This window comes from Microbacterium sp. NIBRBAC000506063 (assembly GCF_017968845.1).
Lineage (GTDB): Bacteria > Actinomycetota > Actinomycetes > Actinomycetales > Microbacteriaceae > Microbacterium.
In genome coordinates, this window is sequence record NZ_CP072876.1 from 1,637,952 (window position 1) to 1,662,120 (window position 24,169).

The following is a 24,169-nucleotide window of genomic DNA, read 5'->3' on the forward strand; positions in this document are numbered from 1 at the left end:
CGTCGTGGGGCGGATGCCGGCATCCGATGATCCTCGTAGCCTGGAGGCATGAGCGATGACATGAGCGGACACGAGATGCGTCAGCGGATGACGTGGGGTGCCGGGCTCGCGATCGGCATGGGTGTCGGGGTGGCGCTGGGCGTCGCACTCGACAACGTCGGTCTGGGCGTCGCGCTCGGGATCGGCATCGGCCTGGCTTTCGCGGTCGCGTTCGGGCAGGTGACGAAGCCGCGGGGCGGCGGATCTGCGGCATCCGGCGACCTGGGGTCAGACCTCGGCCCCGACGGCGACCCGGGAGCCGATGACGACGGGGACGAAGAGGGACCGGTCAGTGGCTCTTCGCCCGGTCGCTGATCAGCGCGTGCCCGATCCGGTGTGATAGCTGGGGTCTTGCATGCACTTGGCGCCCTCGGGGTCGCCCATAACTCTGGTCATGAACCCGCTGGTGTTGGACTCTCGTTCGTAGTCGCGACCGGTGAAGGGCTCGTCCACCAACCCGACCGCGAGCAGGCATTCCGCGGCGAGATCGTCGAGGTTCCGTTTCTCGGGGTTCTGGATCATGTCCGAGTAGAGCCCTTCGATCGCGGCGAACCCCGAAGACTCGCAGGCCAGCATCGTCTCGTGAACGAGGTCTTCGTCCCATGAGCCGCCCACGGCCATCTGGAAGATGCCGGAACCCATGTCCATGAGCTCCGCCGTCAGACCGTTCGAGCGGATGCACTCGATCACCAGGTTCTTCGCTTCGAGATACTCGTCGCGCGTGATGACGTCGTCCTCGAGGATCTTGTGTTCGAGGTCGGTCGTCGCTTCTTGTCTCGCTTGCTCGAACTCTGCCTCGTAGTAGGCGCTGACCTCGCTCCTGGGCGTCGGCGGCGGATTCGAGCAGCCCGTGAGCGTGAGAGCCGCCACCGCGAGAGCGGCCAAGAGGGCACCTGCCGGGAGTCGTCGAGTGGTCATGTCCTGAGCTTTGCGCAGCACGGTGCCGCCGGCATCCGGGACGCCCCTGACTCGACCCTGATCTTCTCTCTGGATCGAGAGGATCTCACTCCAGGCAGCGCACGTTGGTCGTGGTGCCGGCGACGTTCTTCCAGGTGCCGCCGGTCGCCGAGGCGAGGACGGTCGTGCCGTTGCGCGCCTGCAGGATGCTGCCGGCACTGCGCGCGTTCGCGATCGACTTGACGGAGAAGCTTCCGGGGATCGTGTGCGTGCTGCACGAGCCCCAGGAGAGCTTGGTGCCGGAGATGTTCTGCTGGGAGAAGGCGCACACGCTGCCGGTGGCGCACGAGCCGACCGATCGTCCGAGGGAATGGTCATCTCCATGTCGAGCTTCGGCCAGCTCGCACGGTGGAAGTCCAGAACGACGCCGCCGGGCACCTCGTCGAGCACGGCCTGGATGTCCGGATGCACGGGCTCGCCGGCCGAGGCGGCCGACGCGGGGCCGGCGACGAGCAGCGCCAAGACGGCGAGCGATGCGGTGATCAAGGTCTTCTTCACGGGTTCTCCCCTCGTACAGTGTGTAGGAGATCACAGCGTTTCCGGGGAAGTAATCGTCTCCTTCGACCATGTAGATCTCGAAGCCGATGATGCGCCCGGTCTCCTGCGATACGAGGATATGCCGTTCCTGCGCCACGTCGGGGTGCGTCGTCGAGAGGCCGATCACCGGGCGTCCCGCGCGATCGAGGCCGGCACCCAGGACGGTCACCCCCGAGGCGTCGTCGATGAGTTCGAGCAGGGAACCCTGCTGCTCGTTCGTGAGACTCCACGCCTGGAACGCGGTGTCGATCGCGTCGAACAGCGCGAAGCCGGAGGAGAGCCCGCCCAGGGCGATCGGCTGCAGGAACTCCTCCAGCTCGGCCGGTGTCCGGCCAGGTGGGTCCGGCAGAAGCGGGTCGTACTCCCCGGGCGCGAACACCTCGTCTCGGAGCACTTCTCCCGCCCGCGGTGCATCCGACGGGAGGGCGAGCGCCGGATCATCGGCCCGGGAGGGCGTGCCGGCGACGACGCGGATGCGCGCGGAGAGGTCTTCATTCCAGGTGAAGTGCACCTCCTCCGGGCTGATGGCCGTGCGGCTCGCCCTCTCGCCCTCCACATCGACGTGGAAGTACCAGCCGATCGAGTGGGACTCCCGCTGAGGCTCGTCGAGTCCGTCGCTGCGCTCCAACGAGCGGAGGGCGTCGTCGACGGCATCCGACACCGTGAGGACGGTCGGCGTCCACTCCAGCGGGGCGGTGTGAGCGCGGCCGCGGGCGCCGGCGTGAGCGTGGTGCCGAGAGGAACGAGGAGGAGTGCGGCGGCGATCACCGCGGCGCTCGTGGCCACGCGTGCCGGGACTCCGCGGAGCGCTCCGCCCGAGCGGGCGCCGTCTCGTCGACGAGAGCCAGTTCCGCGAGTTCGCGCTTGGCCCGATCGGTCAGCGGCAGGTCGCGGTGCCCGCTCGTGGGCCGTGCCGCTCGCACGCGGCGTTCAATCTCGTCCATAGTCCACCTCCATACCCTCGCGATCCATCGCATGCAGGAGCGATCTCAGGCGTAGGCGGGCACGATGGAGCCTGACCCGCACGTTCGTCGCGGAGTAGCCGAGGATCAGGGCGATCTCCTCGCGCGACAGGTCTTCCCAGTACGCCATGTAGAGGATCTCGCGATCGGCTTCGTCCAGCTGGCGAAGAGCCGCACGCACGACGATCGCATCGTCATCGGCCGGTGCGAGCATGCGCTCGACATAGGAGGCGCTCGCCTCGCGCAGATAGTCGTCGGCCCGCGCGATGCGGCGGTACTCATTGCCGATGACGTTGCGCAGGGTGCCGTACAGCCAGCGCAGTGTGAGCTCGCCGCCGTCGCGGTCACGCTTCCAGGCGATCCGGAACGTCTCCGCCACGACGTCCTGTGCATCGGCGGTGCCGCTCAGCCGCTGCTCGGCGACCGTGAGCAGCACGCGGTAGTACCGGGCGTACACGCGGGTGAAGGAGTCGGTACTCACGCACATCCTTTCCCGCGGTCAGTGGCTCGGCGCGAAGGCCCTTCGCTCTACGTATTTCCGCACATGCCTCCGGCGTTACAAGAAAGTCTCACGAATGTGAGCCCGCTTCTCGATCGCTGCTCTCAGGGTTCTTGGGAAATGATGAAGACCTCCCCGATTGCGCACGCGGCGCCGGTCTCGAAATCGATGTTCCGGGCATCGACGTAGCCGCCGCCCACCGTGATCTGATCCCCTCGTTGAGGGGCGCATCCTGCCAGAACGGACCGGAGTCATCGACCCGCAGAAGGGTCGAGGGGAACACCGGTATGACCGCCTCGCCGCCCCGTCGGGCTGAATGATCAGGCATCCGTTCTGCGAAGCGACCAGTCCCTCAAGTGAGGCCGAGAACCCGCCCTCGCCGACCGGCTCGTACGTCGCGATCGTTCCTGTCGCAGTGCCGCCCTGCGCTGTACAACCCACGAGTAACACTCCCAGAATGCCCAGCGTCACGACTCTTGTACCGACCGTCATTCGAATCTCATCTCTTGATCATGGGCCGACTGGTGGTCTCCAAGGATTCCTCCTGCATCAATGGGCAAGCTCGTCGCGAAGAACGGCTCACTGTACCTATTTCCGCACACGTCTCCGGCGTTACAAGAAGGTCCTGCGCACGTGCGATCGGATGCCGTCGAACTCAGCCCGCGGCATCCGACTCGATCCACTTCTGGAGGAAGACGCGGATGTCGGCGAGCTCCTCCTCCGAGATGCTGTGGGTGAGCCCCTGGTAGACGCGGCCCGACAGCGTGGCGTGATCGGGCAGCCACTGGGCCGTGTGGTCGATGTGGTGCGGTGGAATGACATCGTCGTGCGAACCGCGGCCCCAGAACACCGGCGGGCGGCTCTCGCGCAGCACCTCGTCGCCGGGCAGCTCGCCGCCGGCGACGTAGCCGCTGAGAGCGGCGACCGCCCCGAAGCGCTCGGGCGCCAGGCGCAACGCCTGCAGTGCCACCGCCGCCCCTGCGAGAAGCCGAGGAGGGCGAGGGGCGCGGCGTCCGACCCTCGCCCGCGGCATCCAGCCACCCCAGCAGCGCCTCGGCGGCCGCCGTGATCGCCGAGGGGTCGCGGCCGTCGAGACCGTCGATCGCGTACCAGGAGCGGCCGGGCATCGGCCAGGCGGGTCAGTGGCGCGGCGACCGCGGCCACCGCAAGGCCTTCGGGCAGATAGGGGATGAGTCCGAAGAGATCGCGTTCGTCGGCGCCGTATCCGTGCAGGAGCACGAGCAGCGGCTTGCCGGCGCGCTCTGACTCGGGATGCGACCACAGGGTCGCCGCGGCATCGATGACGGGAAGATCGCTCACCCCTTCATCCTGCCAGTGTCCTCTGACGCGGGAGGAGACGTGCTGATAGAAAGGGACTATGGCGGTGCGCACACCAGATCCGGACCCGGACGTCCCGACGAGGGATGCCCCGGCAGGACGGCGTGCCCGACGCGAGCAACCCGGCGTGGCTGAGCGAGGTCGAGCTCGCCGAGGCGCGTCGGCGCCTTCCCATGCTCTACGTGGAGGCCGTGCCGGTGCGCACCGACGGCGTCGGCGTCGTGACCGAGGTCGGCATGCTGCTGCGCTCCACTCCCCTGGGGAGATGACCCGCACGATCGTCTCCGGACGGGTGCGCTTCGGCGAGACCGTGCGCGATGCGCTCTTCCGTCACATCGAGAACGATCTGGGTCCGATGGCCTTCCCGCTGCTGCCGCCGCAGCCGGTGCCGTTCACCGTCGCCGAGTACTTCCCCCTCCCGGGGTCTCGGCGTTCCACGACGATCGCCAGCACGCCGTCTCGCTCGCCTTCGTCGTGCCGGTCACCGGCACCTGCGAGCCGCGCCAGGACGCGCTTGAGGTCACCTGGTTCTCTCCCGAGGAGGCGGCATCGGAGGCCGTGACCGCCGAGATGGAGGGCGGCCGAGGCACTCTCATCCGACACGCGCTGGCCAGCGTGGGCCTGCTGCGATAGACGCTTCGCGCCCGCACCCCGGAACTTCTCCTGCGGGGTGGACTCCCAGGCGGAGCGGGTACTCTCGAAATCAGCGCGCTCTTCCGCGTCCGAGCCCTATGATCCCTGAGAGTTGACATGCCTGACCACTCGGCGCCCGACCGGCACAACGACACGCCCTTCGACCAGATCCTCGCAGACAGCGGGAGCGAAGCAGGCTTCTCGACCGTCTTCCGCGGCTATGACCGCGACGAGGTGGACGCGGTCATCCGCAACCTCACCCTGCGTGCGGAGGAGGCGAACGACCAGATCGCCGATCTGAAGCAGTATCAGCGACGGGCGAGCGCCGCCATCAAGCAGACCCAGGAGAAGGCCGAGCAGCTGGAGGCGCAGCTCGCCGCCGCGCTCGCCGCGGCCGCCGAGTCCGAGGAGCAGGAGACGATCGCCCGGCTCGAGGGCGAGCTCACCGTCGCCCTCGCCAAGCTCGACGCCACCGAGAAGCAGATCCAGACGCTCACCGACGAGCTCAAGGGCGCATCGGAAGAGGGCGCAAGCCGTCCGCAGTTCGAAGAGGTGCTGCGCGTCGCCGAAGACCAGGCGAGTGTCATCATCAGCAATGCTTCGCTCCACGGCGAGCGACTGCTCGAGGGCGCCCGCCAAGACGCGGAGAAGTACCGCCAGGATGCGCAGACCGAGGCCGACACCATCCGCCTGCAGGCACAGCATGACGCGCAGCAGGCGCGTCTGAAGATCGAGACCGAGCTGACGGCGCACGACGCGCGCATCGAGCGCGAGGCCGCCCACGCCGCCGAGAAGGTCGCCCAGGCCGAGCGTGAGGCCGCCGCGATCCGCTCCGAGGCGGAGAAGGGCGCTGCCGCGCTGCGCTCGCTCGTGACCCGCGAGACCGCGCAGCAGCGCTCGGAGGCCGAAGACACCGTGCGCGAGCTGCAGATGCGCGCGATGGAGTTCGAGGCGTCGCTCACCCGCCGTCAGGACGACGCCCAGCAGGAGTTCCTCGTGCTGCACAACCAGGCCGTCGCCCACGCCGAGCGCATCACGAACGACGCCAACGAGCAGGTCGCCGCCTCCCTCGATCACGCCAAGCGCGTCTCTGCCAAGGCCGACGACTTCGAGCAGCTCATGCGTGCCCAGGCCCAGCAGATCGAGGCCGACGCGAACGTCCGTGCCCGTGAGCGCCTCGACGCCGCGCACACCAAGGCGCAGCACATCCTCGACCTCGTCTCCGCGCATGCCCAGTCGGTGCTGCGCGACGCCGAGGACCGCACCCGCCAGCTGCGCTGGCAGCAGCACGAGCTCACCAGCTTCATGACCGAGGTCAAGGAACTCATGCGCGTCTCGTCTCCTTTGGCGACGGATGCCGCGCCCACGCAGCCCGACGGCGACCTCGACGCGGAGCTCGCCGAGCTGACCGCGCAGGCCGATGACGCCGATGACGTCGAGAACGCGTCGGGAGCGGGTGTCGACGATGCCCCGTACGAGATCGACGACACATCCGATGCTGATGTGGTCGAGGAAGCGGCCGACGCCGACCAGGTCGACGAGGCCGATGTCGACGGCTCCGAGGATGCGGCATCCGACTCCGACGAGAACACCGAGGTCGACGACGACACCGCGGTCGATGACGACACCGCTGTCGTGACCACCGTGCCCAGCGGCGAGGATCAGCACACCGACGACTGATCGGCGCCCTCACCGCACGTCGCCGCGCTGAGACGCGGCGACCTGGGTCGGCCGCGCCCGATCCGCGGGCAGGACGAGCGGATACGGGCAGAGCGGGTGCCGGTCGGATCGATCGGTTTTTGGCCGCACCAGCGCCAGAGTGTATAGATGGACATAGAGTCGACCCCTGCGCGGGCAGGCGGCGACGATGTGGAGGGTTCATGGGGTCTCGTTCCTCACGCGCGCACTGGCGGGCGTCATCGGTGTCGCGGTCGCGGCGTCACTCTCGGTCGTGCACGCCCCGGGTGCGGCGCAGGCGAGCACGCACGGCGCCGGAGTCGCGGCGTTCGCCGAACCGATCGGGTTGGCCAAGATCGGTGGGACCGTCTCGCTCCCTGCGGGAGTGGCCGCGTCAGGTCAGACACGAGTGCTGCTGTACGCGGCAGCCGACGCAGCGACCCCGATCGCGACCGTCACGGCGGACAGCCAGGGCGACTACCTCTTCAGCGACTTGGCCTCCGGCGAGTACAAGCTGGCGTTCCTCTCCGAGGGCAGGGCGGTCTTCGATCGCTTCTGGGGTGCGGGAGCCACGGACTTCGGTACGGCCGAGACGCTGACGCTCGCCGACGGTGAGAGCCGTGTCGACCTCAACCTGACACTGGCGCGATCGGCTGCGGTCTCCGGCAGAGCTTCGGCTCCCGTATCCGTGGTCTTGCAGGACGGTGATGTCACGGTGCGGGTCTTCTCCTCGAGCGGGACAGGGAAGACGCCCGTGCGAACTGGCATCGTGCGCAGCGATGGTGGTTATCTCGTCGGCGGTCTTGCGGCCGGAACATATCGCGTCGAGTTCAGCACCGCCAAGAAGGGCATCGTCAGCGAGTGGTGGCCCAACCGGGCGACGTTCGGCACTGCCGATGCGATCACCCTGGGCAGCGGTGCCTTGCGATCCGGCGTCAACGCGACCCTCGAGTCTCAACGGATCATGCTCGCCGCGGTACCGACGGTGAGCGGGTCGCACGCGGTCGGCAAGACGCTCACCGCCAAGCGCGGAACCTGGACTTCGGGTACCACGTTCTCCTACCAGTGGTACGCGGGCGGCAAGGCGATCTCGAAGGCGACCTCCTCGACGCTCAAGGTCACCAGCGCGATGCTGGGAAGAAGATCACGGTCAAGGTCACGGGCAAGAAGTCCGGCTACAGCACGACCTCGAAGACCTCCGCGCCGACCAAGGCGGTGCTCAACTCGCTGACGACGAAGGTGCCGACCATCAGCGGCACGGCGCGTGTCGGCCAGACACTGAAGGCCAAGACCGGCACCTGGACGACCGGGACGAAGTACAAGTACCAGTGGTACGCGGACGGCAAGGCGATCTCCGGAGCGACGAAGTCGTCGCTGAAGCTGCCGACGTCGGCCGGAGGAAGAAGGTCACTGTCAAGGTGACCGGCTCAAAGCCGGGCCATCTGACCACCACTCGCACCTCGAAGGCGACCGTGAAGGTCGTGCGGAACCTCAAGACGACGGTGCCGAAGATCAGTGGTTCTGCGATCGTCGGCAGAACGCTCACGGCCACGCCGGGCACCTGGACCACGGGGACGAAGTACAAGTACCAGTGGTATGCGGATGGTAAGGCGATCTCGAAGGCCACGTCGTCGAAGCTGAAGGTGACCAGCGGGATGGTCGGCAAGAGGATCACGGCGAAGGTCACCGGATCCAAATCGGGCTACGCCAAGGCGTCGAAGACCTCGAAGGCGACGGCGAAGGTGAACTACCCGAGCAGGACGAGCCCTGCCAGCAAGACGACGTGCCCCGCCTGGGCGCCGATCAAGGGCAACCACAGCTCACGCGGTGAGTGGATCTACCACGTCAAGGGCGGTCAGTTCTACAACGCGACGCACCCGGAGGAGTGCTTCCGCACAGAGGCGGCGGCGAGAAACGCAGGCTATCGCAAGTCGCTGCGGTGAGCCGCGGCGGTCGCAGCCTGCCGCGCCCGATCCGCGGGCATCCGCCCGTTTCGCGGACGAATCCGCCGCATCCGTCCGCGAAACGGGCGAGAGTCCGCAGAACGGGCGGACAGGACGAACGGAAGCGGGCGGGCGGCCGCGCGCCGGTCAGGCGCCGGCGGTCTCGCGGGCGATCGCGGCGATGAAGGCGTCGACGTCGTCTTCGGTGGTGTCGAAGGAGCACATCCAGCGCACCTCGTTCTTCGCGGCATCCCAGTCGTAGAAGCGGAACGATTCGCGGAGGCGGTCGGCGACGCCGTCGGGCAGCGTCGCGAAGACGGCGTTGGACTGCGTCTGCTGCGTGAAGCCGACGCCGCCGATCGTGCCGTCGGCGATGCCCGCCTCGACACCGGCGCGCAGGCGCTGCGCCATCGCGTTGGAGTGGCGGGCGTTGCGCAGCCACAGATCGCCCTCGAGCAGCGCGATCAGCTGCGCCGAGACGAACCGCATCTTCGAGGCGAGCTGCATCGAGTACTTGCGCGAGAAGATCAGGCCGTCGGATGCCGCGGGCTCCAGCACTACGATCGCCTCGCCGAGCATCGCGCCGTTCTTCGTGCCGCCGAAGCTCAGCACGTCCACGCCGGCGTCGCGGGTGAACGCGCGCAGTGGAACGTCGAGGGCGGCGGCCGCGTTGGAGAGGCGGGCGCCGTCGAGGTGCAGACGCATCCCGCGCGCGTGCGCGTGATCGGCGAGCGCGCGGATCTCCTCGATCGAGTAGAGGGTTCCGAGCTCGGTGGACTGGGTGATCGAGACGACCAGCGGCTGGGCGCGGTGCTCGTCGCCCCAGCCCATGCCTCGCGGTCGACGAGCTCGGGGTGAGCTTGCCGTCGTCGGTGGGGACGGTCAGCAGCTTGATGCCGCCCATGCGCTCGGGCGCGCCGCCCTCGTCGACGTGGATATGCGCGGTGGACGCCGCGATCACCGCGCCCCACCGCGGCAGCATCGACTGCAGGCCGACGACGTTCGCGCCGGTGCCGTTGAACACCGGGAAGGCCTGCACGCCTTCGCCGAAGTGCGTGGCCATGACCTCCTGCAGGCGGACCGTGTAGGCGTCCTCGCCGTAGGCGACCTGGTGGCCGTCGTTCGCGTCCGCGATGGCCGCGAGGACCTCGGGTGGATGCCGGAATAGTTATCGGAGGCGAAGCCCCGGGCGGCCCGGTCGTGCAATGTGGTCACCCCTACAGACTATGCGGTGCAGCGAGTCGACGCCCGCGGCGTCGAGCCGGCAGCGGGAGCCCGAACGTCGGATGCCGAGAGTACGCTCTTCCCGTGGCGCCCTCTCCGTCCTCTCCGGCCGCCGCCGTCCCGCGGCGGTGCGCAGGCGTGCCTTCATCCAGGTGCTGGTCAACACGGCGATCGCCAACGTCACCACCAGCTACCTCTGGTTCGCGCTGACCTTCTGGGTCTACATCGAGACGCGCTCGGTTCTGGCCACCGGCATCATCGGCGGCGCCTACATGCTGTTCGTGTCGATTTTCGCGATGGTGTTCGGCACGATCGTCGACCGCCACCGCAAGCACACGGTGATGGTGGGCTCCAGTCTCGTCTCCGCGGCGGCCTTCCTCGCCGCGGCGGGCTGTACCTGTGGCACCCGGAGTCCGCGCTGCTGAACCTCGGCGGCCCCTGGTTCTGGTTGTTCGCCGGCATCATCCTCTTCGGCGGCGTCATCGAGCAGATGCGCAACATCGCACTGTCGACCACCGTGACCCTCCTCATCGACGAAGACCGTCGCGCGAACGCCAACGGGCTCGTCGGCACCGTGCAGGGCGTCGCCTTCATCATCACGAGCGTCTTCTCGGGCCTGTCGATCGGCTTCCTCGGCATGGGCGGCACGCTCGCCATCGCCACCGCCGCGATGGGCGCGACCTTCCTGCACCTGTTGTTCGTGCGCATCCCCGAGGGCAAACCTGAACCCGAAGAGGGCGGCTCGCACGCGCTCGACTTCCGAGGCAGCATCCGCGCGATCCGACTCGCCCCCGGGCTGTTCGCGCTCATCCTCTTCTCCACGTTCAACAACCTCATCGGCGGCGTCTACATGGCGCTCATGGACCCGTACGGCCTGGAGCTGTTCTCGGTGCAGATGTGGGGAATCGTCCTCGGCATCTCCTCGACGGGCTTCATCATCGGCGGTGCCGTGGTCGCGAAGTGGGGTCTGGGCCGTAAACCCATGCGCACGATGCTGCTCGTCGTGGCGGCCATGGGGCCCTCGGCAGCATCTTCATGATCCGCGAGTGGTGGGCGCTGTACCTCGTCGGCATCTGGCTCTACATGGCGCTCGTCCCTCCGGTCGAGGCGGCCGAGCAGACGGTGATCCAGAAGGTGGTGCCCTTCACCAAGCAGGGGCGTGTCTTCGGGGTGGCCGCGGCCCTCGAGTCGGCGGCGGCACCCGTCACCGCCTTCCTCATCGCGCCGATCGCCGAGTTCTGGGTCATCCCCTACATGAACACCGCCGCCGGGCAGGAGCGCTGGGGTTGGCTCCTCGGTGAAGGCCAGGCGCGCGGCATCGCCCTGATCTGCTTCTTCGCCGGGCTGATCATGGTCGTGGTCGCCCTCTTGGCATTCCGGAGCCGCGCCTACAAGCAGCTGACCGAGCTGTACGCGAAGGCGCCCGAGCCCGCCGAGGGCGACGACGAAGAGTCGGATGCCGGGGCACGGCCCGTGCGGCATCCGAGCTCCCCGACGCCCCGCCGCCGGTGCCCGGAGCGGCACCCCCTGTCCCGCCGACACGCCGCGACCCTTGATCAGCGGGTGCGCTACGCGTCGAGGTCGATGATCCGGTCGTTGATGTAGCGCGCGTGTGACTCCCAGAGGTTCACGATCTCCTGCGCGGCGATGCCCTCCACGCCCTCCAGGCTCTTGACCCGGAAGATCGTCGCGGCGGCGCGCAGCTGTTCATCGGCCTCGCGGGCGGCCTTGGCGAAGCCCTGCGCGACCGCGCGCACCCAGGCTTCGCTCGCGGCCTTGACCGCGACGTAGTTCGCGCCTCCGGCCAGCGGCCGGGCGACCGCTCGGGAGGAGATGATCGCGAGCCGACCTGCACTCGACGCGCGCAGGTCGGCGTCGAACGCGCGACTGACGTTGCGCAGCACCGTGAACGACGTCTCCAGCGCGCGGTAGTCCTCATCGCTCTGTGCGGCGATCCCACCCCCGCCGCGCCAGCCGCCGACGAGCGGGATCACGCCGTCGACGCCGCCTTCGGCGAGGTGGATCCGTCGCTTCAGGTCGTCTACGGCGACCGGGTCCTCCAGATCGCACACCTCGGCCCGCGCGCCGAGCGCTTCGAGCTCGGCCAGTCGCCCGGCGTCGCGCGAGACGGCGACCACCCGGGCGCCGGCGGTCACCAGCGCTCGGGTGGCCGTGTGTCCCAGGGTGCTCGTCGCCCCGGCCAGGACCACGAGCCTGCCGGCGATATCAGGCATCGCCCGCCCGGATGCCGGCCGTGGACTCGATCACGGGCCGCATCTTCTTCTCCAGCGCCTCGAAGAACATCGACAGCGGGAACTCGTCGGGAAGCACGGCGTCAGTGTAGCCCTTGGGCGGCCCGGCGAGTACCTCGTCGGAGAGACCGCGCGCCCAGACGGATGCCGGGTGCGGCGTCAGCACGGAGCGCACGAGCTCGTACGCGGCCAGCCAGTGGGCCACCTTCGGGCGGTCGATCGAGCGCCAGTACAGCTCGTCGATCTGCTCGCCGAGGGCGATGACGGCATCCGGCACGCCCTCCCAGTCGAAGGTGAGCTGCGTGTCGGTCCAGTGCAGCACGCCCCGCTGGTGCAGCCACGCGAACAGCAACTGTCCGCCGAGGCCGTCGTAATTGCGCACGCGCGAGCCGGTGATCGCGAACCGGAAGATCCGGTCGAAGATCACCGCGTACTGCACGAGGACGGCGTGCTCCCGCATCCGCTCCTCGTTGTCGCTCAGGGCATCGGTGCGCGAAGAGAGCCGCTTCTGGATCGCGACGCTCTCGCGGAACGCGGTCAGGTCGCAGCGCAGCTCCTCCAGCGAGTAGAGGAAGTACGGCATCCGCTGCTTGATCATGAAGGGATCGAAGGGCAGATCGCCGCGCATGTGCGTGCGGTCGTGGATGATGTCCCACATCACGAAGGTGTGTTCGGCGAGCGCCTGGTCGTCGAGCATGCGCGCGGCCTCCTCGGGGAGGTCGAGCTTGGTGATCTCGGATGCCGCCCGCACCACGCGCCGGTAGCGCGCCGCCTCGCGGTCCTGGAAGATCGCGCCCCAGGTGAACTGCGGGATCTCGCGCATCGACACGGTCTCGGGGAACAGCACCGCCGAGTTCGTGTCGTAGCCGGGGGTGAAGTCCACGAGCCGCAGTGAGACGAACAGCTTGTTGCCGTAGTCGCCCGCCTCGAGCTCCGCGATGAACTCCGGCCAGATGGTCTCGACGATGAGCGCCTCGACGAGGCGGTCGGGCGAGCCGTTCTGCGTGTACATCGGGAAGATCACCAGGTGGCGGATGCCGTCCTCGCGGTGCTGCTGCGGTTGGAAGGCTACGAGCGAGTCGTAGAAGTCGGGGACCCCGAAGCCCTCCGACGCCCAGCGCTCGAAGTCCTGAACGGATGCCGCAAGGTACTCGGCATCGTGGGGGAACGCCGGCGCGAGGGCGCGGATGCCCGCCGCGATGGCGGCGACGTGCTCGTGCGCGGCGGCGTGGTGCGCGACATCCGGAATCGACCCGTCGTGGTCCTGCAGCTCGCGGATCGCCAGAACCGCGGACTTGAGTGACAGCCAGGCCGGCGACGTCTCGGCGATGTGCGCGTCTTCGACGACCTCGGGTTCGCCGACGATGGCCTTGTTCGCGACCTGGTCGTGAGCGGCGCTGCTGTGCATGGGAACCTCCGATCTTCGAGTTGGCGTGGGGTCGATCAGCAGGAAAATTTCCTGCAATGAACGCCTCCTGCCGGTATTATTCCACGTATGGAAGACCCCGTCGAGCTTCGCATCGTGGACGAGATCTCGCGCGACGCGCGGGCGACGCTCGCGCAATTGTCGGAGAAGGTGGGTCTGTCGGTGTCGGCGGTGCAGGCGCGCCTGCGCAAGCTCGAGTCCAGCGGCGTCATCCGCGGTTACCGGGCGATGCTCGATCCGGAGGCGGTCGGCAAGCCGCTGTCGGCGTTCATCGAGATCACCCCTCTGGATCCTGCCCAGCCCGACAACGCGCCGGAGCTGCTCGAGGGCCTTGATGCCATCGAGGCGTGCCACTCGATCGCCGGCGATGCGAGTTACATGCTCTTCGTGCGGGTACCGTCGCCCCGCGCTCTCGAGGAGCTCATCCGCGACATCCGGCTGGCGGCATCCGTCAGCACGCGCACGACCGTGGTCCTGCAGACCTTCTATGAGAACCGCCCGGTCTCGCCCGCGTCTCCGGGTCGGTCAGGCGTTCCCGGGCGGTGAGCGCTGCGTCCGGCGGTCGTCGGGCCGGATAGGATTCCTGGCGTGGCAGCATCATCGAAGCGCACCCGAAAGCGCTCCTCCTCCGGCGTCAGCGGCAACCCCGCTTTCCGCAGCACCGGCAATCCCGCCAAGCGCCCCGCGGTCGAAGCAGGCCCCGTCCGCGCCCGCGACTGGATCGGCGCGGCCAGGCCGCGCACCCTCCCGCTGGCGGTCGCCCCGGTCGTGATCGGCACGGGGCGGCGCAGATCACCGAGCACGCCTTCCACTGGGTGATCGCGTCGTTCTGCCTCGCGGTCGCGGTGCTCCTGCAGATCGGTGTGAACTTCGCCAATGACTACAGCGACGGCATCCGGGGCACCGACGCCCAGCGCGTGGGGCCGGCGCGACTGACCGCTTCCGGTCGCGTGCCGGCGAAGCGCGTGCTCGCCGTGGCTTTGGTCTTCTTCGGCCTCGCCGCCCTTGCCGGGCTGGCGATCGTCATCCGTACCGAGCAGTGGTGGATGCTCGCGGTCGGCGCCGCCTGCATCCTCGCCGGATGGTTCTACACCGGCGGCAGGCGCCCCTACGGCTATGCCGGCCTGGGCGAGGTGTTCGTGTTCGTCTTCTTCGGGCTCGTGGCCACGCTCGGCACGACCTGGGTGCAGGCGTTCCAGCTCACGCAGGAGGCGTGGATCGGCGCCGTCATCGCAGGACTCCTGGCCTGCGCGGTGCTCGTCGCGAACAACCTGCGCGACATCGATCAGGATCGCGCGGTCGGCAAGCGCACCCTGTCGGTGCTCATCGGGCGCACCGGCTCGCGCGTGCTGTTCACGCTGCTCATCGTGGTGGCGTTCCTGCTCGTGGCGCTGCTGGCGGTGTTCTATCCGATCGCGTGGCTGACCATGCTCGCGCTCCTGGCCGCCCTGCCCGCGGTGCTGATCGTGTGGACCTATCGCCTGCCGAAGGAGCTGATCATCGCGCTGGCGCTGACGTCGTTCACCGCGCTGCTGGTCGCCGGCGGGCTGTACTGGGCCTTCGTCTGGTAGCGGCGCGGGCGGTCGGATGCCGCGCCGCCGCTACTGGTCGGTCGCCGCGTCTTCCACGTCTTCGTCGCCGGGGCCCTGGTTGCGGGCCTTGCGTCGTTCGTAGATCTCGCGGGAGGCGTCCGACAGCGGTGCGCGCAGGAAGATGAGCGAGATGCTGACGCCGATGAGCGCCGCGAAGAGCGCGGCCAGCCACCAGAACTCCTGGAAGATCGGGAAGAACAGCAGCATGATCGCCAGCGGGACGAGGAAGGCGAGCAGCCGCAGCACGGTGTAGACGAGCAGGGGCGGCAGCTTCTTCATCCCTCCAGTCTACGGATGCGGCGTGCGCATCCGTTCCGCACGGATGCAGGATGAGACGACGGATGCAGGGCGACACACCGGGCGTCTGCCCTGCATCCGGCGCGACTCAGCTGCTGCGGCGGATCGCCCGGATGCCGACGGCGAGCCCGACGATGGCGACGGCCAGTGCGGAGACGACGCCCCACAGCACGGCCGGCTCGCCGAAGGCGCCGGCCAGCAGCGCGCGTTCTGCCTGCACGACCCAGTTGACCGGGTTCACGGATGCCACGACCCGCATCCACCCCGGCCCCTCATCGAGCGGCAGGAGCATGCCCGACAGGATCAGCAACGGGAAGATCAGCGTCTGCTGGACGCCCCAGAACAGCCACTCGCGCTCCTTGGTGCCCAGCGCCAGCGTGTACGAGAGGGCGCCCAGTCCTACGCCGAAGACCGCGAGCAGCGCGAGGCCGGCGAGGAGGCCGAGCGGGTTCACGGTGAAGCCGAAGGGCCAGGCGATGAGCACGATGAGCAGCGCCTGCACCACGATCGGCGCGATCTCCTTGAGCGCACGGCCGATCAGGAGCGAGGAGCGCGCGAGCGGGGCCACCAGCGTGCGTTCGTGCGATCCGGTCATCATCTCGTACTGCAGGTTGGAGCCGACCGCGCCGGTGCCGAAGAGCACGATCATCACGAGGATGCCGGGCACGAACCACTGCAGGGTCTCGCTCGCGGGGAGGCCGGACATGCCGATCAGGAGCGGCCCGAACAGTCCCAGGAAGACCAGGGGCTGGAGCAGGCTGAAGATGAGCGAGAAGGGATCGCGGACGACGGGGCGCAGCTCCCGGGTCAGCACGTGCCAGGTGTCGCGACCGGCGTTCGCGCGTACGGCGGTGTCGGTGGTGGTCATCGGTTCGCTCCTTCGTTCTCACGGGTCGCGGCGGTGTGCGCGTCTTCGGTGTCGGATGCCGCGCTCTGCGGCGAGTCGGCTTCGCTCTCCTTCTCCGCCTCGCTCTGCTGCTCGGCGTCGCGCAGGGTGCGCCCGGTGAGCGCGAGGAACACGTCGTCGAGAGTGGGCGGGACACCGGTGGCGGCCCGTACGGTGATCCCGGCGGCGTCGAGGGCGCGTACGGCTGCCGGAAGCAGTGCATCGCCGTCGGGGGCCGTGACCGAGACGGTGCTGCCCTCCGCCCGCACCTCGCGATCGGTGAGCCCGCCGACCACCGCTGCTGCCCGCGCAGCCTCCTCGGCGGTCGCGAGGGTGAGGGTGACGACGTCGCCGGCCAGCTCGGCCTTCAGCCTCGTCGCGGTGTCGTCGGCGATGACCCGCCCGCGGTCCATGACCATGACGCGCTCGGCGTAGCGGTCGGCCTCCTCCAGGTAGTGCGTGGTGAGGAAGACGGTCGTGCCGTGCTGGGTGCGCAGGTCGAGGATGTGCTGCCAGAGGTTCGCGCGGCTCTGCGGGTCGAGCCCGGTGGAGGGCTCATCGAGGAACACCAGGGGAGGGGCGTGCATGAGGCCGAGGGCGATGTCGAGGCGCCGCTTCTGCCCGCCGCTGAGCTGCTGCACGGTGCGGGTGGCGAAGCTCGACAGATCGAGCGACTCGATGAGCTCATCGGCCCTGCGCGCGCTGTCGCCGCGGCTCATTCCGTAGAACGCGCCCTGGCTGAGCATCTCGTCTCGAACGCGCTGGGAGAAGCTGCCGCTGTTGAGCTGGCCGACGTAACCGATGCGTGCCCGGACACCGGCGGGATCGCGGAGGATGTCACGGCCGACTACCCGCGCGGTGCCGGAGGTCGGGGGGATCAGCGTCGTCAGCATCCGCAGGCTGGTCGACTTGCCGGCGCCGTTGGGGCCGAGGAAGGCGACGAGCTCGCCCCGGGCGGCCTGGAAGGTGAGGTCGGTGACCGCCTCGACGGTCTTCTTCTTGACGGTGAATCTCTTGGTGAGGCCTTGCGCCTCGATGATCGCTTCGTGTGCCATGCCTCGAGGGTAGGAAGCATTGCGGACAGATTCCGTCCTCGATCTCTGGCAGTCTGAGTCCATGACCGATACGACCTCCCGTGCGTTGTCGCTTCTGAACCTCTTGCAGACGCACCGGCACTGGCCGGGTTCCGAGCTCGCCGCCAGACTCGGCGTGACCGAGCGCACCGTGCGCCGCGACATCGATCGGCTGCGCGAGCTCGGCTACCGCGTCGAGTCCACCCCCGGTACGGCCGGGGGCTACCGGCTGGAGGCGGGCAGCGCGGTTCCGCCGCTGCTGCTCACCGACGAGGAGGCCGTCGCGATGGCGATCGGGCTGCGCGTGGCGGCCTCGCAGCGGCTCATCGCCGGCGCCGAGACGACCATCACCGCGCTCGCCAAGCTCGAGCAGGTGCTGCCGGCGCCGCTGCGCCGCAGGGTGAACGCGCTCGCCGAGACGGTGCAGCCCGCCGGCATCACCAGTGGCGCACCGGTGTCGTCCGAGGTGCTCGGAGAACTCGCCCTCGCGATCCGCGACCATGAGCGCGTCCGCTTCTCCTACACGTCCGCCGCGGGCGTCGTCACCCGTCGCCGCGTCGAACCGCACGCGCTGGCGCCCGCCGACCGGCACTGGTACCTGCTGTGCTGGGATCTCGAAAGAGACGACTGGCGTACGTTCCGCGTGGACCGGCTCGCGCAGCTCGCGCACACGCGAGTGCTGTTCACCCCGCGCCCGCTCACCCCCGAGGAGATCGAGGAGTTCATCCTCATCGCGCGCTCCTGGGTGCGTCAGGCGGTCGAGGCCGACGTGGTGATGGAGCTGCCCTTCGACGAGATGAAACGGCAGTTCGGGCAGTGGTCGCAGGGCGCGACGGCCGAGGACGCGGAACACACGCGCTGGCCGGTCGGCGGCGCCGACTGGCGCGAGACCCTCTACGGCATGCTCTACATCCCGCCCGGTGTCGAGTTCACCACCGACCTCGCCGAACCGGGCCGCAGCGAGCTGCGCGAGTCGCTCCAGCGGGTGCTGCGCGCCATGGACGCGCCCGCGCCGCCGCCGGCTGGCAGGGCGTCCATAGCGAACCCCGCCTAAACTGGAGATATGGCGCGATTCCTTATCATCGGCGGCTTCCTGGCCGCGGTGTTCTGGGTGTTCAGCATCGTCGATTGCGCGGTGCAGCCCTCGACGCGCCATCGCGGCGTCTCCAAGGGAGCGTGGCTTGCGATCGTGATCCTCATCCCGGTGCTCGGCGGCATCCTGTGGTTCACGCTCGGCCGTGCCCGCAAGACCCCGGATGCCATGCCGCGTCTGACCTCGCCCGATGACGACCCCGAGTTCCTGCGCCGCATCAGCGAGGCCGAGTCGGATGCCCGCATCGCGCGCCTCGAAGAGGAGCTCGCCCGCCTCGAAGAAGAGACCGACGACGGGACGGAACCGCGCACGTGAGTGCGCAGCCGGACGGTTCCCCGGCGACGGATGCTGCCCTCGCGCTGCTTGCGGGGCTGATCGCCCACGGTGTGCGCGACCTCGTACTTGCTCCGGGCTCGCGTTCGCAAGCTCTCGCCCTCGTCGCGATGCGCCTGCATCGCGACGGCGTCCTGCGTGTCCATGTGCGCATCGACGAGCGCGTCGCCGGCTTCACCGCTCTGGGCCTCTCGCGCGAGACGGGTGTGCCCGCGGCGGTCCTGTGCACGTCGGGGACGGCAGCGGCGAACCTGCTCCCCGCCGCGATGGAGGCCTTCCACGCCGGCGTCCCCCTGCTGCTGCTGACCGCCGATCGACCCCGGAACTGCGCGGGGTCGGCGCGAACCAGGCGACGGTCCAGCCGGGAATGTTCGCGCCCTTCGCCCGCTTCGAGACGGACGCGCCGGTGCCGGGTGATGCCGATACAGACTGGGCGGCGCTGGCCGCAGAGGCCGTCGCCGCGGCCATGGGCGCCGACGGCATCCGAGGCCCCGTGCACCTGAACCTGCCGCTGCGCGAACCGCTCTCGGGGCCGCTGCCCGCCGTGCTCGACGCGGCACCGGGCCCGGTGCCGGTTGCCGCGGCATCCGATGCCGTCGTGCTCGAACGCGGTCCGCGCACGGTCGTGATCGCGGGAGCGGATGCCGGACCCGCCGCCGAGGAGGTCGCGTACGCCGGCTCGTGGCCGCTCATCGCCGAGATCGTCAGCGGTGCGCGCTACGGGCGGCTCCTCGTGCACGGATACCGCCGGCTGCTGCGCGCGGAGGAACTGGGCGGAAGGGTCGAACGGGCGGTCGTGCTCGGGCACCCGACGCTGAGCCGCGAGGTCGCGGGGCTGCTGTCGCGCACCGACGTGGAGGTCGTGGCGGTGCGCCGCGGGGGAGAGGCGCTGGATCTCAACGGCCGGACGCGCGCGGTGGGCGCCGTCGGCGTCGCCGAGGGGGAGCGCGATCGGGTCTGGCTGGGGGCGTGGATGGAGGCCTCGGCGGCGGAAGCCGTCGATCTCTCCGAGGCCGCGCCCGACCAGGGCGGGCTGTTCTCGCCGGATCCGGAGGCGCGCGGGCGCGCGGTCAAGGCCGAGCTCGACGCCGTCCGCCGTCCGCTCGATCGAGAACTCCTCGTCGACGCGGTCTGGCGGGCGACCTGGCCGCACGACCGGCTGCTGTTCGGCTCCTCGCGGCTCGTGCGGGTGGCCGATGCCGTCCTCGGCGGCAAGAAGGTGCCCGTGCACGCCAACCGCGGCCTCGCCGGCATCGACGGCACGGTCGCGACCGGGATCGGCATCGCCGTCGCCAGCCAGGAAGGCGGTGCGCCCGGTGTGACGCGTGTGCTGCTGGGCGATGTCGCGCTCCTGCACGATGTGGGGTCTCTGCTCCTCCCTGCCGATGAACCGGCGCCCCGGATCCAGGTGATCGTCGGCAACGACGGCGGCGGCACGATCTTCGACGCGCTGGAGGTGGCCGGGGTCGCCCCGGCATCCGACCTCGACCGCGCCTTCTACACGCCGCACTCGGCCGACCTCGCCGCTCTCGCCGCCGCCTACGGCTGGGAACACCGCCGGGTCACCACGCGCACCGCGCTCGATCAGGTGCTCGTCGCGCCCGTGGCCGGACCGCAGCTCATCGAGGTGCCCCTGGAGCGGTGAGCGTTACAGCGCTCGTGCCGCGCACGAGCGCAACCGGTCGTTGAGCAAGAGCGGCGCAGCCGATCGCGCGCCGCACTGAGCAAGCGAAGCGCGTCGAAGTGTCGAAACGCCCTGGCGAGTATGCGAAAGGATGCCTCGCCCGACACAATGGTCACGTGGCGAAGCGAACCTGGAAAGCCGAAGCATCCGAACTCCTGCGCGTGCACGAGGGGTTCTCGCTCGCGGGCGTCGACCCGGGCTCGACGCCCGGATTCCCGGGCGGCAAGGGCGAGGGAGAGAAGGCTCTGAGACAGGGCCTCGCCGACCTCGGCGAGCTGCAGGAGCGCCTCTACGCCGAGAGCCGTTCGGGCGTGACGACGGATTCCGTGCTCCTCGTGCTGCAGGCGATGGACTCCGCGGGCAAGGGCGGGATCGTCCGGCACGTGGTCGGTGCCGTCGATCCGCAGGGCGTCTCCATCACCGGATTCAAGAAGCCGACCCGGGAGGAGCTTGCCCACGACTTCCTCTGGCGCATCGAGAAACGGCTGCCCGAGCACGGCGTCATCGGCGTCTTCGATCGTTCGCACTACGAGGATGTGCTGATCGGAAGGGTGCGCTCACTGGCATCCGACGACGAGATCGAGCGCCGCTACGGGGCGATCAACGACTTCGAGGAGCGTCTGGCCGAGACGGGTACCCGCATCGTCAAGGTCATGCTGCACATCTCGCCCGAGGAGCAGAAGGAGCGGCTCATGGAGCGCCTCGAGCGTCCGGACAAGCACTGGAAGTACAACCCGGGCGACGTCGACGAGCGGATGCTGTGGGACGACTACATGGCCGCCTACCAGACCGTCTTCGATCGCACCTCGACCTCGCACGCCCCCTGGTTCGTCGTGCCCGCGAACGCGAAATGGTATGCCCGCCTGGCGGTGCAGGAGCTGCTGCTGGCGGCGCTGGAGGACATCGATCCGCAGTGGCCGCCGGCCGACTTCGACGTCGAGGCGGAGAAGCAGCGACTCGCCGCGACCTGAGCGACGTCGCTACGCCAGCGCGTCGACGAGCGGGCGGAACTTCACCCGCGTCTCCAGCAGTTCGGTCTCGGGGTCGCTGCCGGCGACGATCCCGGCGCCGGCGTAGGCGGTCACCCCGATCGTTTCTCCGTCGGACACCGTGAACTGCGCGCAGCGCAGCGCGATCGCCCACTCGCCGTTCCCCGCGGCGTCCACCCAGCCGACGGGGCCCGCGTAGCGGCCGCGGTCGAAGGGCTCCAGCCGCCGGATCGCGTGCACCGCGGCATCCGTCGGCGTTCCCGCCACGGCCGCGGTCGGATGCAGCGCACCGACCAGGTCCAGGGCGGAGGAGTCGCCGTGGAGCTCGCCCTCCACATCGGTCGCGAGGTGGAAGAGGTTCGGCAGCTTCAGCAGGAACGGCTGCTCGCTGGAGGCGAGCGCGCGCGTGTGCGGCCGGAGGGCGGTGAGCACGCTCTGCACGGCGTACTGATGCTCGTCGAGATCTTTGACGCTGGAGGCGAGGTGCGCGGAGGCCTCGGTGTCGGCATCCGGATCGGCACCGCGTCCGATCGTCCCGGCGAGCACGCGTGCGGTCACGGTGCCGTCCTGCACGGTCACGAGCGTCTCGGGGCTCGCGCCGATGAGTCCGTCGACGGCGAACACCCAGGTGTCGGGGTAGCCGGTCGACAGGCTCCGCACCAGACGGCGAAGGTCCGCGCCGGCGGGACCGTGCCGTTCAGGTCCCGTGCGACGACGACCTTGCTGACCTCCCCGGCGGTGATCGCCTCCAGGGCGCTTCGCACGGCGCTCTGGTACGACGCGGGCGTCTGCGCGCCCGGCCCGAGGGTGCCCGCCCAGTGCGGGCCGTACTCGCGGGGTGCGATCTGTGGATCGGGCGTGTCCGCGGCGCGGATGCGCGTCACCCAGGTGCGTCCCTGTTGGCGGCCGATCACGGCCGAGGGCACCGCGAGGGTGCTGTCGGATGCCGACGCCTCGTCGAACACGAGGGCGCCGAGAGCGATGAGGCCCGTGCCCGGCAGCTGCAGCGGATCGTCGACCTCCGCGGCCTCGACGACGCGGCGCCACTGCGCGGCGAGAAGCGCGGTGCGGGTCGCATCCGACTCCTGCGCGGGGACGTCCAGGCGCAGGACCGTCTCGCTTCCCACCGCCACGATGCCGTCGCCGCGGCGCAGCCAGGCCCACGGACGATCGGGGTCGGCGAAGGCGAGGAGGTCCTCGACGGGATCGATCTGTCGGGTCTCGACGACCAGGCGGGCGGTGCTCACCCTCTCAGCCTACGGCGGTCGTGCACCGTCATCTTCCGTGCGCAGGAGCACGAGTGCCGTGTGCAGGAGCCATCGCGTGAAATCGAGGAACTTCCGGGCCGGTAGGGGGTGAGATGCGCTCTCGCTCCTGCAGACGGTTCGGCTCCTCCTGCAGACGGCGATCGCGGTGGGTCCTACACTCGAACGGTGAGCACGCAGCGCCCGGAGCCGGGAACGCCGATGACCTTCCAGTGGCGCAAATGGGACGACGCGCCGCACTGGCGTCACGAGTGCGTGTACCTCGGATCGGATGCCTGGGGCGACTGGGTCGGCCAGCCCCGCGGCTGGCGCAGCGACCGGCCTGGTGCCTCGTTCATCGCCGAGGGCCCCAACGTCACGCTCGTGCCGCCGTCGGCCGACTTCGCGTTCACGGTCAACCGCGACCACCCGCGGGGCCTGCGCGTCTACATCGACCTCGGCTGGCAGGTGCGGTGGTCGGGCGATCCGCTCGTGGCGGTCGGCATCGACATGGACCTCGACGTCGTCCGCGTGGAGGGCGAGCGCGGCACCTGGGTCGACGACCGCGACGAATGGGCGGAGCATCGGGTGCGGTTCGGCTATCCGCCCGAGATCGTCACGCATCTGGAGGCGCTCGCGCTGACGCTGGAGTCGGATGTCCGCGCGCAGCGCGCCCCCTACAACGACGCGACGGCCGACGCCTGGCTCGATCGGCTCGAGGCGCTCGGGGCAGGCCGCCCCGCGTAGACTCGACTCCGTGACCCCGACAGAGCCCAATCGCGCCGACCTCGGCAAGGATCCCGCGCGCGTGAGCGGCATGTTCGACCAGGTCGCCGCTCGCTACGACCGCACGAACACGGTGTTGAGCGTCGGCAACGACCAGCTCTGGAGGGCGGCGATGGTGCGGGCGGTCGCGCCACAGCGCGGCCAGCGCATCCTGGATCTCGCCGCGGGTACGGGGGTCTCCTCGGCGGCCCTCGCCAAGAGCGGCGCCGACGTCGTCGCGGCCGATTTCTCGCCCGGCATGCTCGCGGAGGGCCGCAGGCGGCACGGGCACCGGCACAATCTGACCTTCGTGGAGGCGGATGCCACCGACCTGCCCTTCGCGGACGCCGGCTTCGACACGGTCACGATGTCGTTCGGGCTGCGCAACGTCAACGAGCCGAAGAAGGCGCTCGCCGAGCTGCTGCGGGTGACCAGGCCGGGTGGACGCCTGGTGATCTGCGAGTTCTCCACGCCGCCGAACCCGGCGTTCCGCGGGCTTTACCGCTTCTACAACGACCGCATCCTGCCGCTCGTGGCGCGGACGGTCTCGTCGAACGCCGACGCCTACGACTACCTGAACGAGTCGATCCAGGACTGGCCCGATCAGCAGCGGCTGGCGGCGTGGATCCGCGAGGCCGGCTGGACCGACGTCGCCCACCGCAATCTGTCCGGCGGCATCGTGGCGCTGCACCGGGCGACGAAACCGGCGTGACCCTCGCGCAGGTA

General features: G+C 69.6%; 23 protein-coding genes and 6 pseudogenes. 17 read left to right on the top strand and 12 right to left on the bottom strand.

Annotated features, from left to right (window positions below):
• The first annotated feature begins 48 nt into the window (after nt 1-48).
• Nucleotides 49-354, top strand: coding sequence for a hypothetical protein (locus KAE78_RS09375; protein WP_223170653.1), 306 nt, complete (start codon nt 49-51; stop codon nt 352-354).
• On the opposite strand, the gene KAE78_RS09380 is transcribed toward KAE78_RS09375, so the two are convergent.
• The 5 genes from KAE78_RS09380 to KAE78_RS19700 form a co-directional block, all read right to left on the bottom strand.
• A complete protein-coding gene (locus tag KAE78_RS09380) occupies nt 355-957 on the bottom strand; it encodes a hypothetical protein (RefSeq protein WP_223170654.1) in 603 nt (200 codons plus the stop codon). It lies immediately after the preceding gene.
• An 85-nt stretch (nt 958-1,042) separates the two neighbouring features.
• Nucleotides 1,043-2,194 (bottom strand): hypothetical protein, encoded by a 1,152-nt coding sequence (locus KAE78_RS09385; RefSeq protein ID WP_223170655.1) that lies wholly within the window; start codon nt 2,192-2,194, stop codon nt 1,043-1,045.
• A 103-nt stretch (nt 2,195-2,297) separates the two neighbouring features.
• Nucleotides 2,298-2,477: a hypothetical protein gene (locus KAE78_RS09390; protein WP_223170656.1), complete on the bottom strand. Its 180-nt coding sequence runs from the start codon at nt 2,475-2,477 to the stop codon at nt 2,298-2,300.
• On the bottom strand, nt 2,464-2,976 hold the full coding sequence (locus tag KAE78_RS09395) for an RNA polymerase sigma factor (protein WP_223170657.1): 513 nt from the start codon (nt 2,974-2,976) through the stop codon (nt 2,464-2,466). The genes KAE78_RS09390 and KAE78_RS09395 overlap by 14 nt, the downstream gene beginning before the upstream one ends.
• Before the next feature lie 673 nt (nt 2,977-3,649).
• Nucleotides 3,650-3,964: an alpha/beta hydrolase gene (locus tag KAE78_RS19700; protein WP_411155924.1), complete on the bottom strand. Its 315-nt coding sequence runs from the start codon at nt 3,962-3,964 to the stop codon at nt 3,650-3,652.
• Between KAE78_RS19700 and KAE78_RS19705 the strand changes: the two genes are divergently transcribed.
• From KAE78_RS19705 to KAE78_RS09425, 7 genes and pseudogenes are all read left to right on the top strand, one after another.
• Nucleotides 3,958-4,260: a hypothetical protein gene (locus tag KAE78_RS19705; RefSeq protein WP_411155925.1), complete on the top strand. Its 303-nt coding sequence runs from the start codon at nt 3,958-3,960 to the stop codon at nt 4,258-4,260. The genes KAE78_RS19700 and KAE78_RS19705 overlap by 7 nt on opposite strands.
• A 158-nt stretch (nt 4,261-4,418) precedes the next feature.
• Nucleotides 4,419-4,601, top strand: a complete 183-nt coding sequence (locus tag KAE78_RS19710; RefSeq protein WP_411155926.1) for a DUF4916 domain-containing protein — start codon at nt 4,419-4,421, stop codon at nt 4,599-4,601.
• 97 nt (nt 4,602-4,698) lie between these two features.
• Nucleotides 4,699-4,965 (top strand): annotated as a pseudogene (locus KAE78_RS19715) (DUF4916 domain-containing protein); the annotation flags it as partial.
• A gap of 117 nt (nt 4,966-5,082) precedes the next feature.
• Nucleotides 5,083-6,645: a hypothetical protein gene (locus tag KAE78_RS09410; protein WP_223170658.1), complete on the top strand. Its 1,563-nt coding sequence runs from the start codon at nt 5,083-5,085 to the stop codon at nt 6,643-6,645.
• Nucleotides 6,646-6,832: 187 nt separating this feature from the next.
• Nucleotides 6,833-7,873, top strand: coding sequence for a hypothetical protein (locus KAE78_RS09415; protein WP_223170660.1), 1,041 nt, complete (start codon nt 6,833-6,835; stop codon nt 7,871-7,873).
• Entirely contained in the window at nt 7,858-8,064 is a 207-nt protein-coding gene (locus KAE78_RS09420; RefSeq protein WP_223170661.1) for a hypothetical protein, read from the top strand. The genes KAE78_RS09415 and KAE78_RS09420 overlap by 16 nt, the downstream gene beginning before the upstream one ends.
• Nucleotides 8,061-8,585: a hypothetical protein gene (locus KAE78_RS09425; RefSeq protein WP_223170662.1), complete on the top strand. Its 525-nt coding sequence runs from the start codon at nt 8,061-8,063 to the stop codon at nt 8,583-8,585. The genes KAE78_RS09420 and KAE78_RS09425 overlap by 4 nt, the downstream gene beginning before the upstream one ends.
• Before the next feature lie 147 nt (nt 8,586-8,732).
• Here KAE78_RS09425 and KAE78_RS09430 read toward each other — a convergent pair.
• Nucleotides 8,733-9,800: pseudogene (locus KAE78_RS09430) on the bottom strand (threonine aldolase family protein).
• Nucleotides 9,801-9,871: 71 nt separating this feature from the next.
• Here KAE78_RS09430 and KAE78_RS19720 point away from each other — a divergent pair.
• Nucleotides 9,872-11,414, top strand: a pseudogene (locus tag KAE78_RS19720) (MFS transporter).
• Here KAE78_RS19720 and KAE78_RS09440 read toward each other — a convergent pair.
• Together KAE78_RS09440 and KAE78_RS09445 are read right to left on the bottom strand one after the other, a co-directional pair.
• On the bottom strand, nt 11,378-12,043 hold the full coding sequence (locus tag KAE78_RS09440; RefSeq protein WP_223170663.1) for an SDR family NAD(P)-dependent oxidoreductase: 666 nt from the start codon (nt 12,041-12,043) through the stop codon (nt 11,378-11,380). The pseudogene KAE78_RS19720 and the gene KAE78_RS09440 sit on opposite strands and share 37 nt — an antisense overlap.
• Nucleotides 12,036-13,469, bottom strand: coding sequence for a DUF6421 family protein (locus KAE78_RS09445; protein WP_223170664.1), 1,434 nt, complete (start codon nt 13,467-13,469; stop codon nt 12,036-12,038). The genes KAE78_RS09440 and KAE78_RS09445 overlap by 8 nt, the downstream gene beginning before the upstream one ends.
• Before the next feature lie 87 nt (nt 13,470-13,556).
• On the opposite strand from KAE78_RS09445, the gene KAE78_RS09450 reads away from it, so the two are divergent.
• Nucleotides 13,557-14,033, top strand: a complete 477-nt coding sequence (locus KAE78_RS09450) for an Lrp/AsnC family transcriptional regulator (RefSeq protein WP_223170665.1) — start codon at nt 13,557-13,559, stop codon at nt 14,031-14,033.
• Nucleotides 14,034-14,075: 42 nt separating this feature from the next.
• Nucleotides 14,076-15,058: pseudogene (locus KAE78_RS09455) on the top strand (1,4-dihydroxy-2-naphthoate polyprenyltransferase).
• A gap of 30 nt (nt 15,059-15,088) precedes the next feature.
• On the opposite strand, the gene KAE78_RS09460 reads toward KAE78_RS09455, so the two are convergent.
• From KAE78_RS09460 to KAE78_RS09470, 3 genes are all read right to left on the bottom strand, one after another.
• Nucleotides 15,089-15,358 carry a DUF4229 domain-containing protein gene (locus KAE78_RS09460; protein ID WP_223170666.1) on the bottom strand — a complete coding sequence of 90 codons (270 nt, stop codon included), beginning with the start codon at nt 15,356-15,358 and terminating at the stop codon, nt 15,089-15,091.
• A 106-nt stretch (nt 15,359-15,464) separates the two neighbouring features.
• On the bottom strand, nt 15,465-16,244 hold the full coding sequence (locus KAE78_RS09465) for an ABC transporter permease (RefSeq protein ID WP_223170667.1): 780 nt from the start codon (nt 16,242-16,244) through the stop codon (nt 15,465-15,467).
• Nucleotides 16,241-17,317 (bottom strand): ATP-binding cassette domain-containing protein, encoded by a 1,077-nt coding sequence (locus tag KAE78_RS09470; protein WP_223170668.1) that lies wholly within the window; start codon nt 17,315-17,317, stop codon nt 16,241-16,243. The genes KAE78_RS09465 and KAE78_RS09470 overlap by 4 nt, the downstream gene beginning before the upstream one ends.
• A gap of 61 nt (nt 17,318-17,378) precedes the next feature.
• On the opposite strand from KAE78_RS09470, the gene KAE78_RS09475 reads away from it, so the two are divergent.
• The 4 genes and pseudogenes from KAE78_RS09475 (at nt 17,379) to KAE78_RS09490 (ending at nt 21,416) form a co-directional block, all read left to right on the top strand.
• Entirely contained in the window at nt 17,379-18,389 is a 1,011-nt protein-coding gene (locus tag KAE78_RS09475; protein ID WP_223170669.1) for a helix-turn-helix transcriptional regulator, read from the top strand.
• Between the two features lie 9 nt (nt 18,390-18,398).
• A complete protein-coding gene (locus tag KAE78_RS09480) occupies nt 18,399-18,743 on the top strand; it encodes a PLD nuclease N-terminal domain-containing protein (protein WP_223170670.1) in 345 nt (114 codons plus the stop codon).
• A pseudogene (gene menD / locus KAE78_RS09485) lies at nt 18,740-20,406 on the top strand (2-succinyl-5-enolpyruvyl-6-hydroxy-3-cyclohexene-1-carboxylic-acid synthase). Before KAE78_RS09480 ends, menD begins: the two are co-directional and overlap by 4 nt.
• 155 nt (nt 20,407-20,561) lie before the next feature.
• Complete coding sequence (locus tag KAE78_RS09490; protein ID WP_223170671.1) at nt 20,562-21,416, top strand: polyphosphate kinase 2 family protein; 855 nt, start codon at nt 20,562-20,564, stop codon at nt 21,414-21,416.
• Nucleotides 21,417-21,425: 9 nt separating this feature from the next.
• On the opposite strand, the pseudogene KAE78_RS09495 reads toward KAE78_RS09490, so the two are convergent.
• A pseudogene (locus KAE78_RS09495) lies at nt 21,426-22,681 on the bottom strand (isochorismate synthase MenF).
• 186 nt (nt 22,682-22,867) lie between these two features.
• On the opposite strand from KAE78_RS09495, the gene KAE78_RS09500 reads away from it, so the two are divergent.
• Nucleotides 22,868-23,425, top strand: a complete 558-nt coding sequence (locus KAE78_RS09500; protein ID WP_223170672.1) for a YgaC family protein — start codon at nt 22,868-22,870, stop codon at nt 23,423-23,425.
• A gap of 70 nt (nt 23,426-23,495) precedes the next feature.
• Nucleotides 23,496-24,155: a bifunctional demethylmenaquinone methyltransferase/2-methoxy-6-polyprenyl-1,4-benzoquinol methylase UbiE gene (gene ubiE, locus KAE78_RS09505; protein WP_262927859.1), complete on the top strand. Its 660-nt coding sequence runs from the start codon at nt 23,496-23,498 to the stop codon at nt 24,153-24,155.
• The last annotated feature ends 14 nt before the right edge of the window (nt 24,156-24,169 follow it).

Excerpts from the sequence above, each read along its gene's own strand:
- KAE78_RS09380 (WP_223170654.1), bottom strand. The coding sequence starts at position 957 with ATGACCACTCGACGACTCCCGGCAGGTGCCCTCTTGGCCGCTCTCGCG.
- KAE78_RS09390 (WP_223170656.1), bottom strand. The coding sequence starts at position 2,477 with ATGGACGAGATTGAACGCCGCGTGCGAGCGGCACGGCCCACGAGCGGG.
- KAE78_RS09445 (WP_223170664.1), bottom strand. The coding sequence starts at position 13,469 with ATGCACAGCAGCGCCGCTCACGACCAGGTCGCGAACAAGGCCATCGTC.
- KAE78_RS09470 (WP_223170668.1), bottom strand. The coding sequence starts at position 17,317 with ATGGCACACGAAGCGATCATCGAGGCGCAAGGCCTCACCAAGAGATTC.
- KAE78_RS09440 (WP_223170663.1), bottom strand. The coding sequence starts at position 12,043 with ATGCCTGATATCGCCGGCAGGCTCGTGGTCCTGGCCGGGGCGACGAGC.
- KAE78_RS09415 (WP_223170660.1), top strand. The coding sequence starts at position 6,833 with ATGTGGAGGGTTCATGGGGTCTCGTTCCTCACGCGCGCACTGGCGGGC.
- KAE78_RS09475 (WP_223170669.1), top strand. The coding sequence starts at position 17,379 with ATGACCGATACGACCTCCCGTGCGTTGTCGCTTCTGAACCTCTTGCAG.
- KAE78_RS09465 (WP_223170667.1), bottom strand. The coding sequence starts at position 16,244 with ATGACCACCACCGACACCGCCGTACGCGCGAACGCCGGTCGCGACACC.
- KAE78_RS09410 (WP_223170658.1), top strand. The coding sequence starts at position 5,083 with ATGCCTGACCACTCGGCGCCCGACCGGCACAACGACACGCCCTTCGAC.
- KAE78_RS09480 (WP_223170670.1), top strand. The coding sequence starts at position 18,399 with ATGGCGCGATTCCTTATCATCGGCGGCTTCCTGGCCGCGGTGTTCTGG.
- KAE78_RS09460 (WP_223170666.1), bottom strand. The coding sequence starts at position 15,358 with ATGAAGAAGCTGCCGCCCCTGCTCGTCTACACCGTGCTGCGGCTGCTC.
- KAE78_RS09375 (WP_223170653.1), top strand. The coding sequence starts at position 49 with ATGAGCGATGACATGAGCGGACACGAGATGCGTCAGCGGATGACGTGG.
- KAE78_RS19710 (WP_411155926.1), top strand. The coding sequence starts at position 4,419 with ATGCCCCGGCAGGACGGCGTGCCCGACGCGAGCAACCCGGCGTGGCTG.
- KAE78_RS09450 (WP_223170665.1), top strand. The coding sequence starts at position 13,557 with ATGGAAGACCCCGTCGAGCTTCGCATCGTGGACGAGATCTCGCGCGAC.
- ubiE (WP_262927859.1), top strand. The coding sequence starts at position 23,496 with ATGTTCGACCAGGTCGCCGCTCGCTACGACCGCACGAACACGGTGTTG.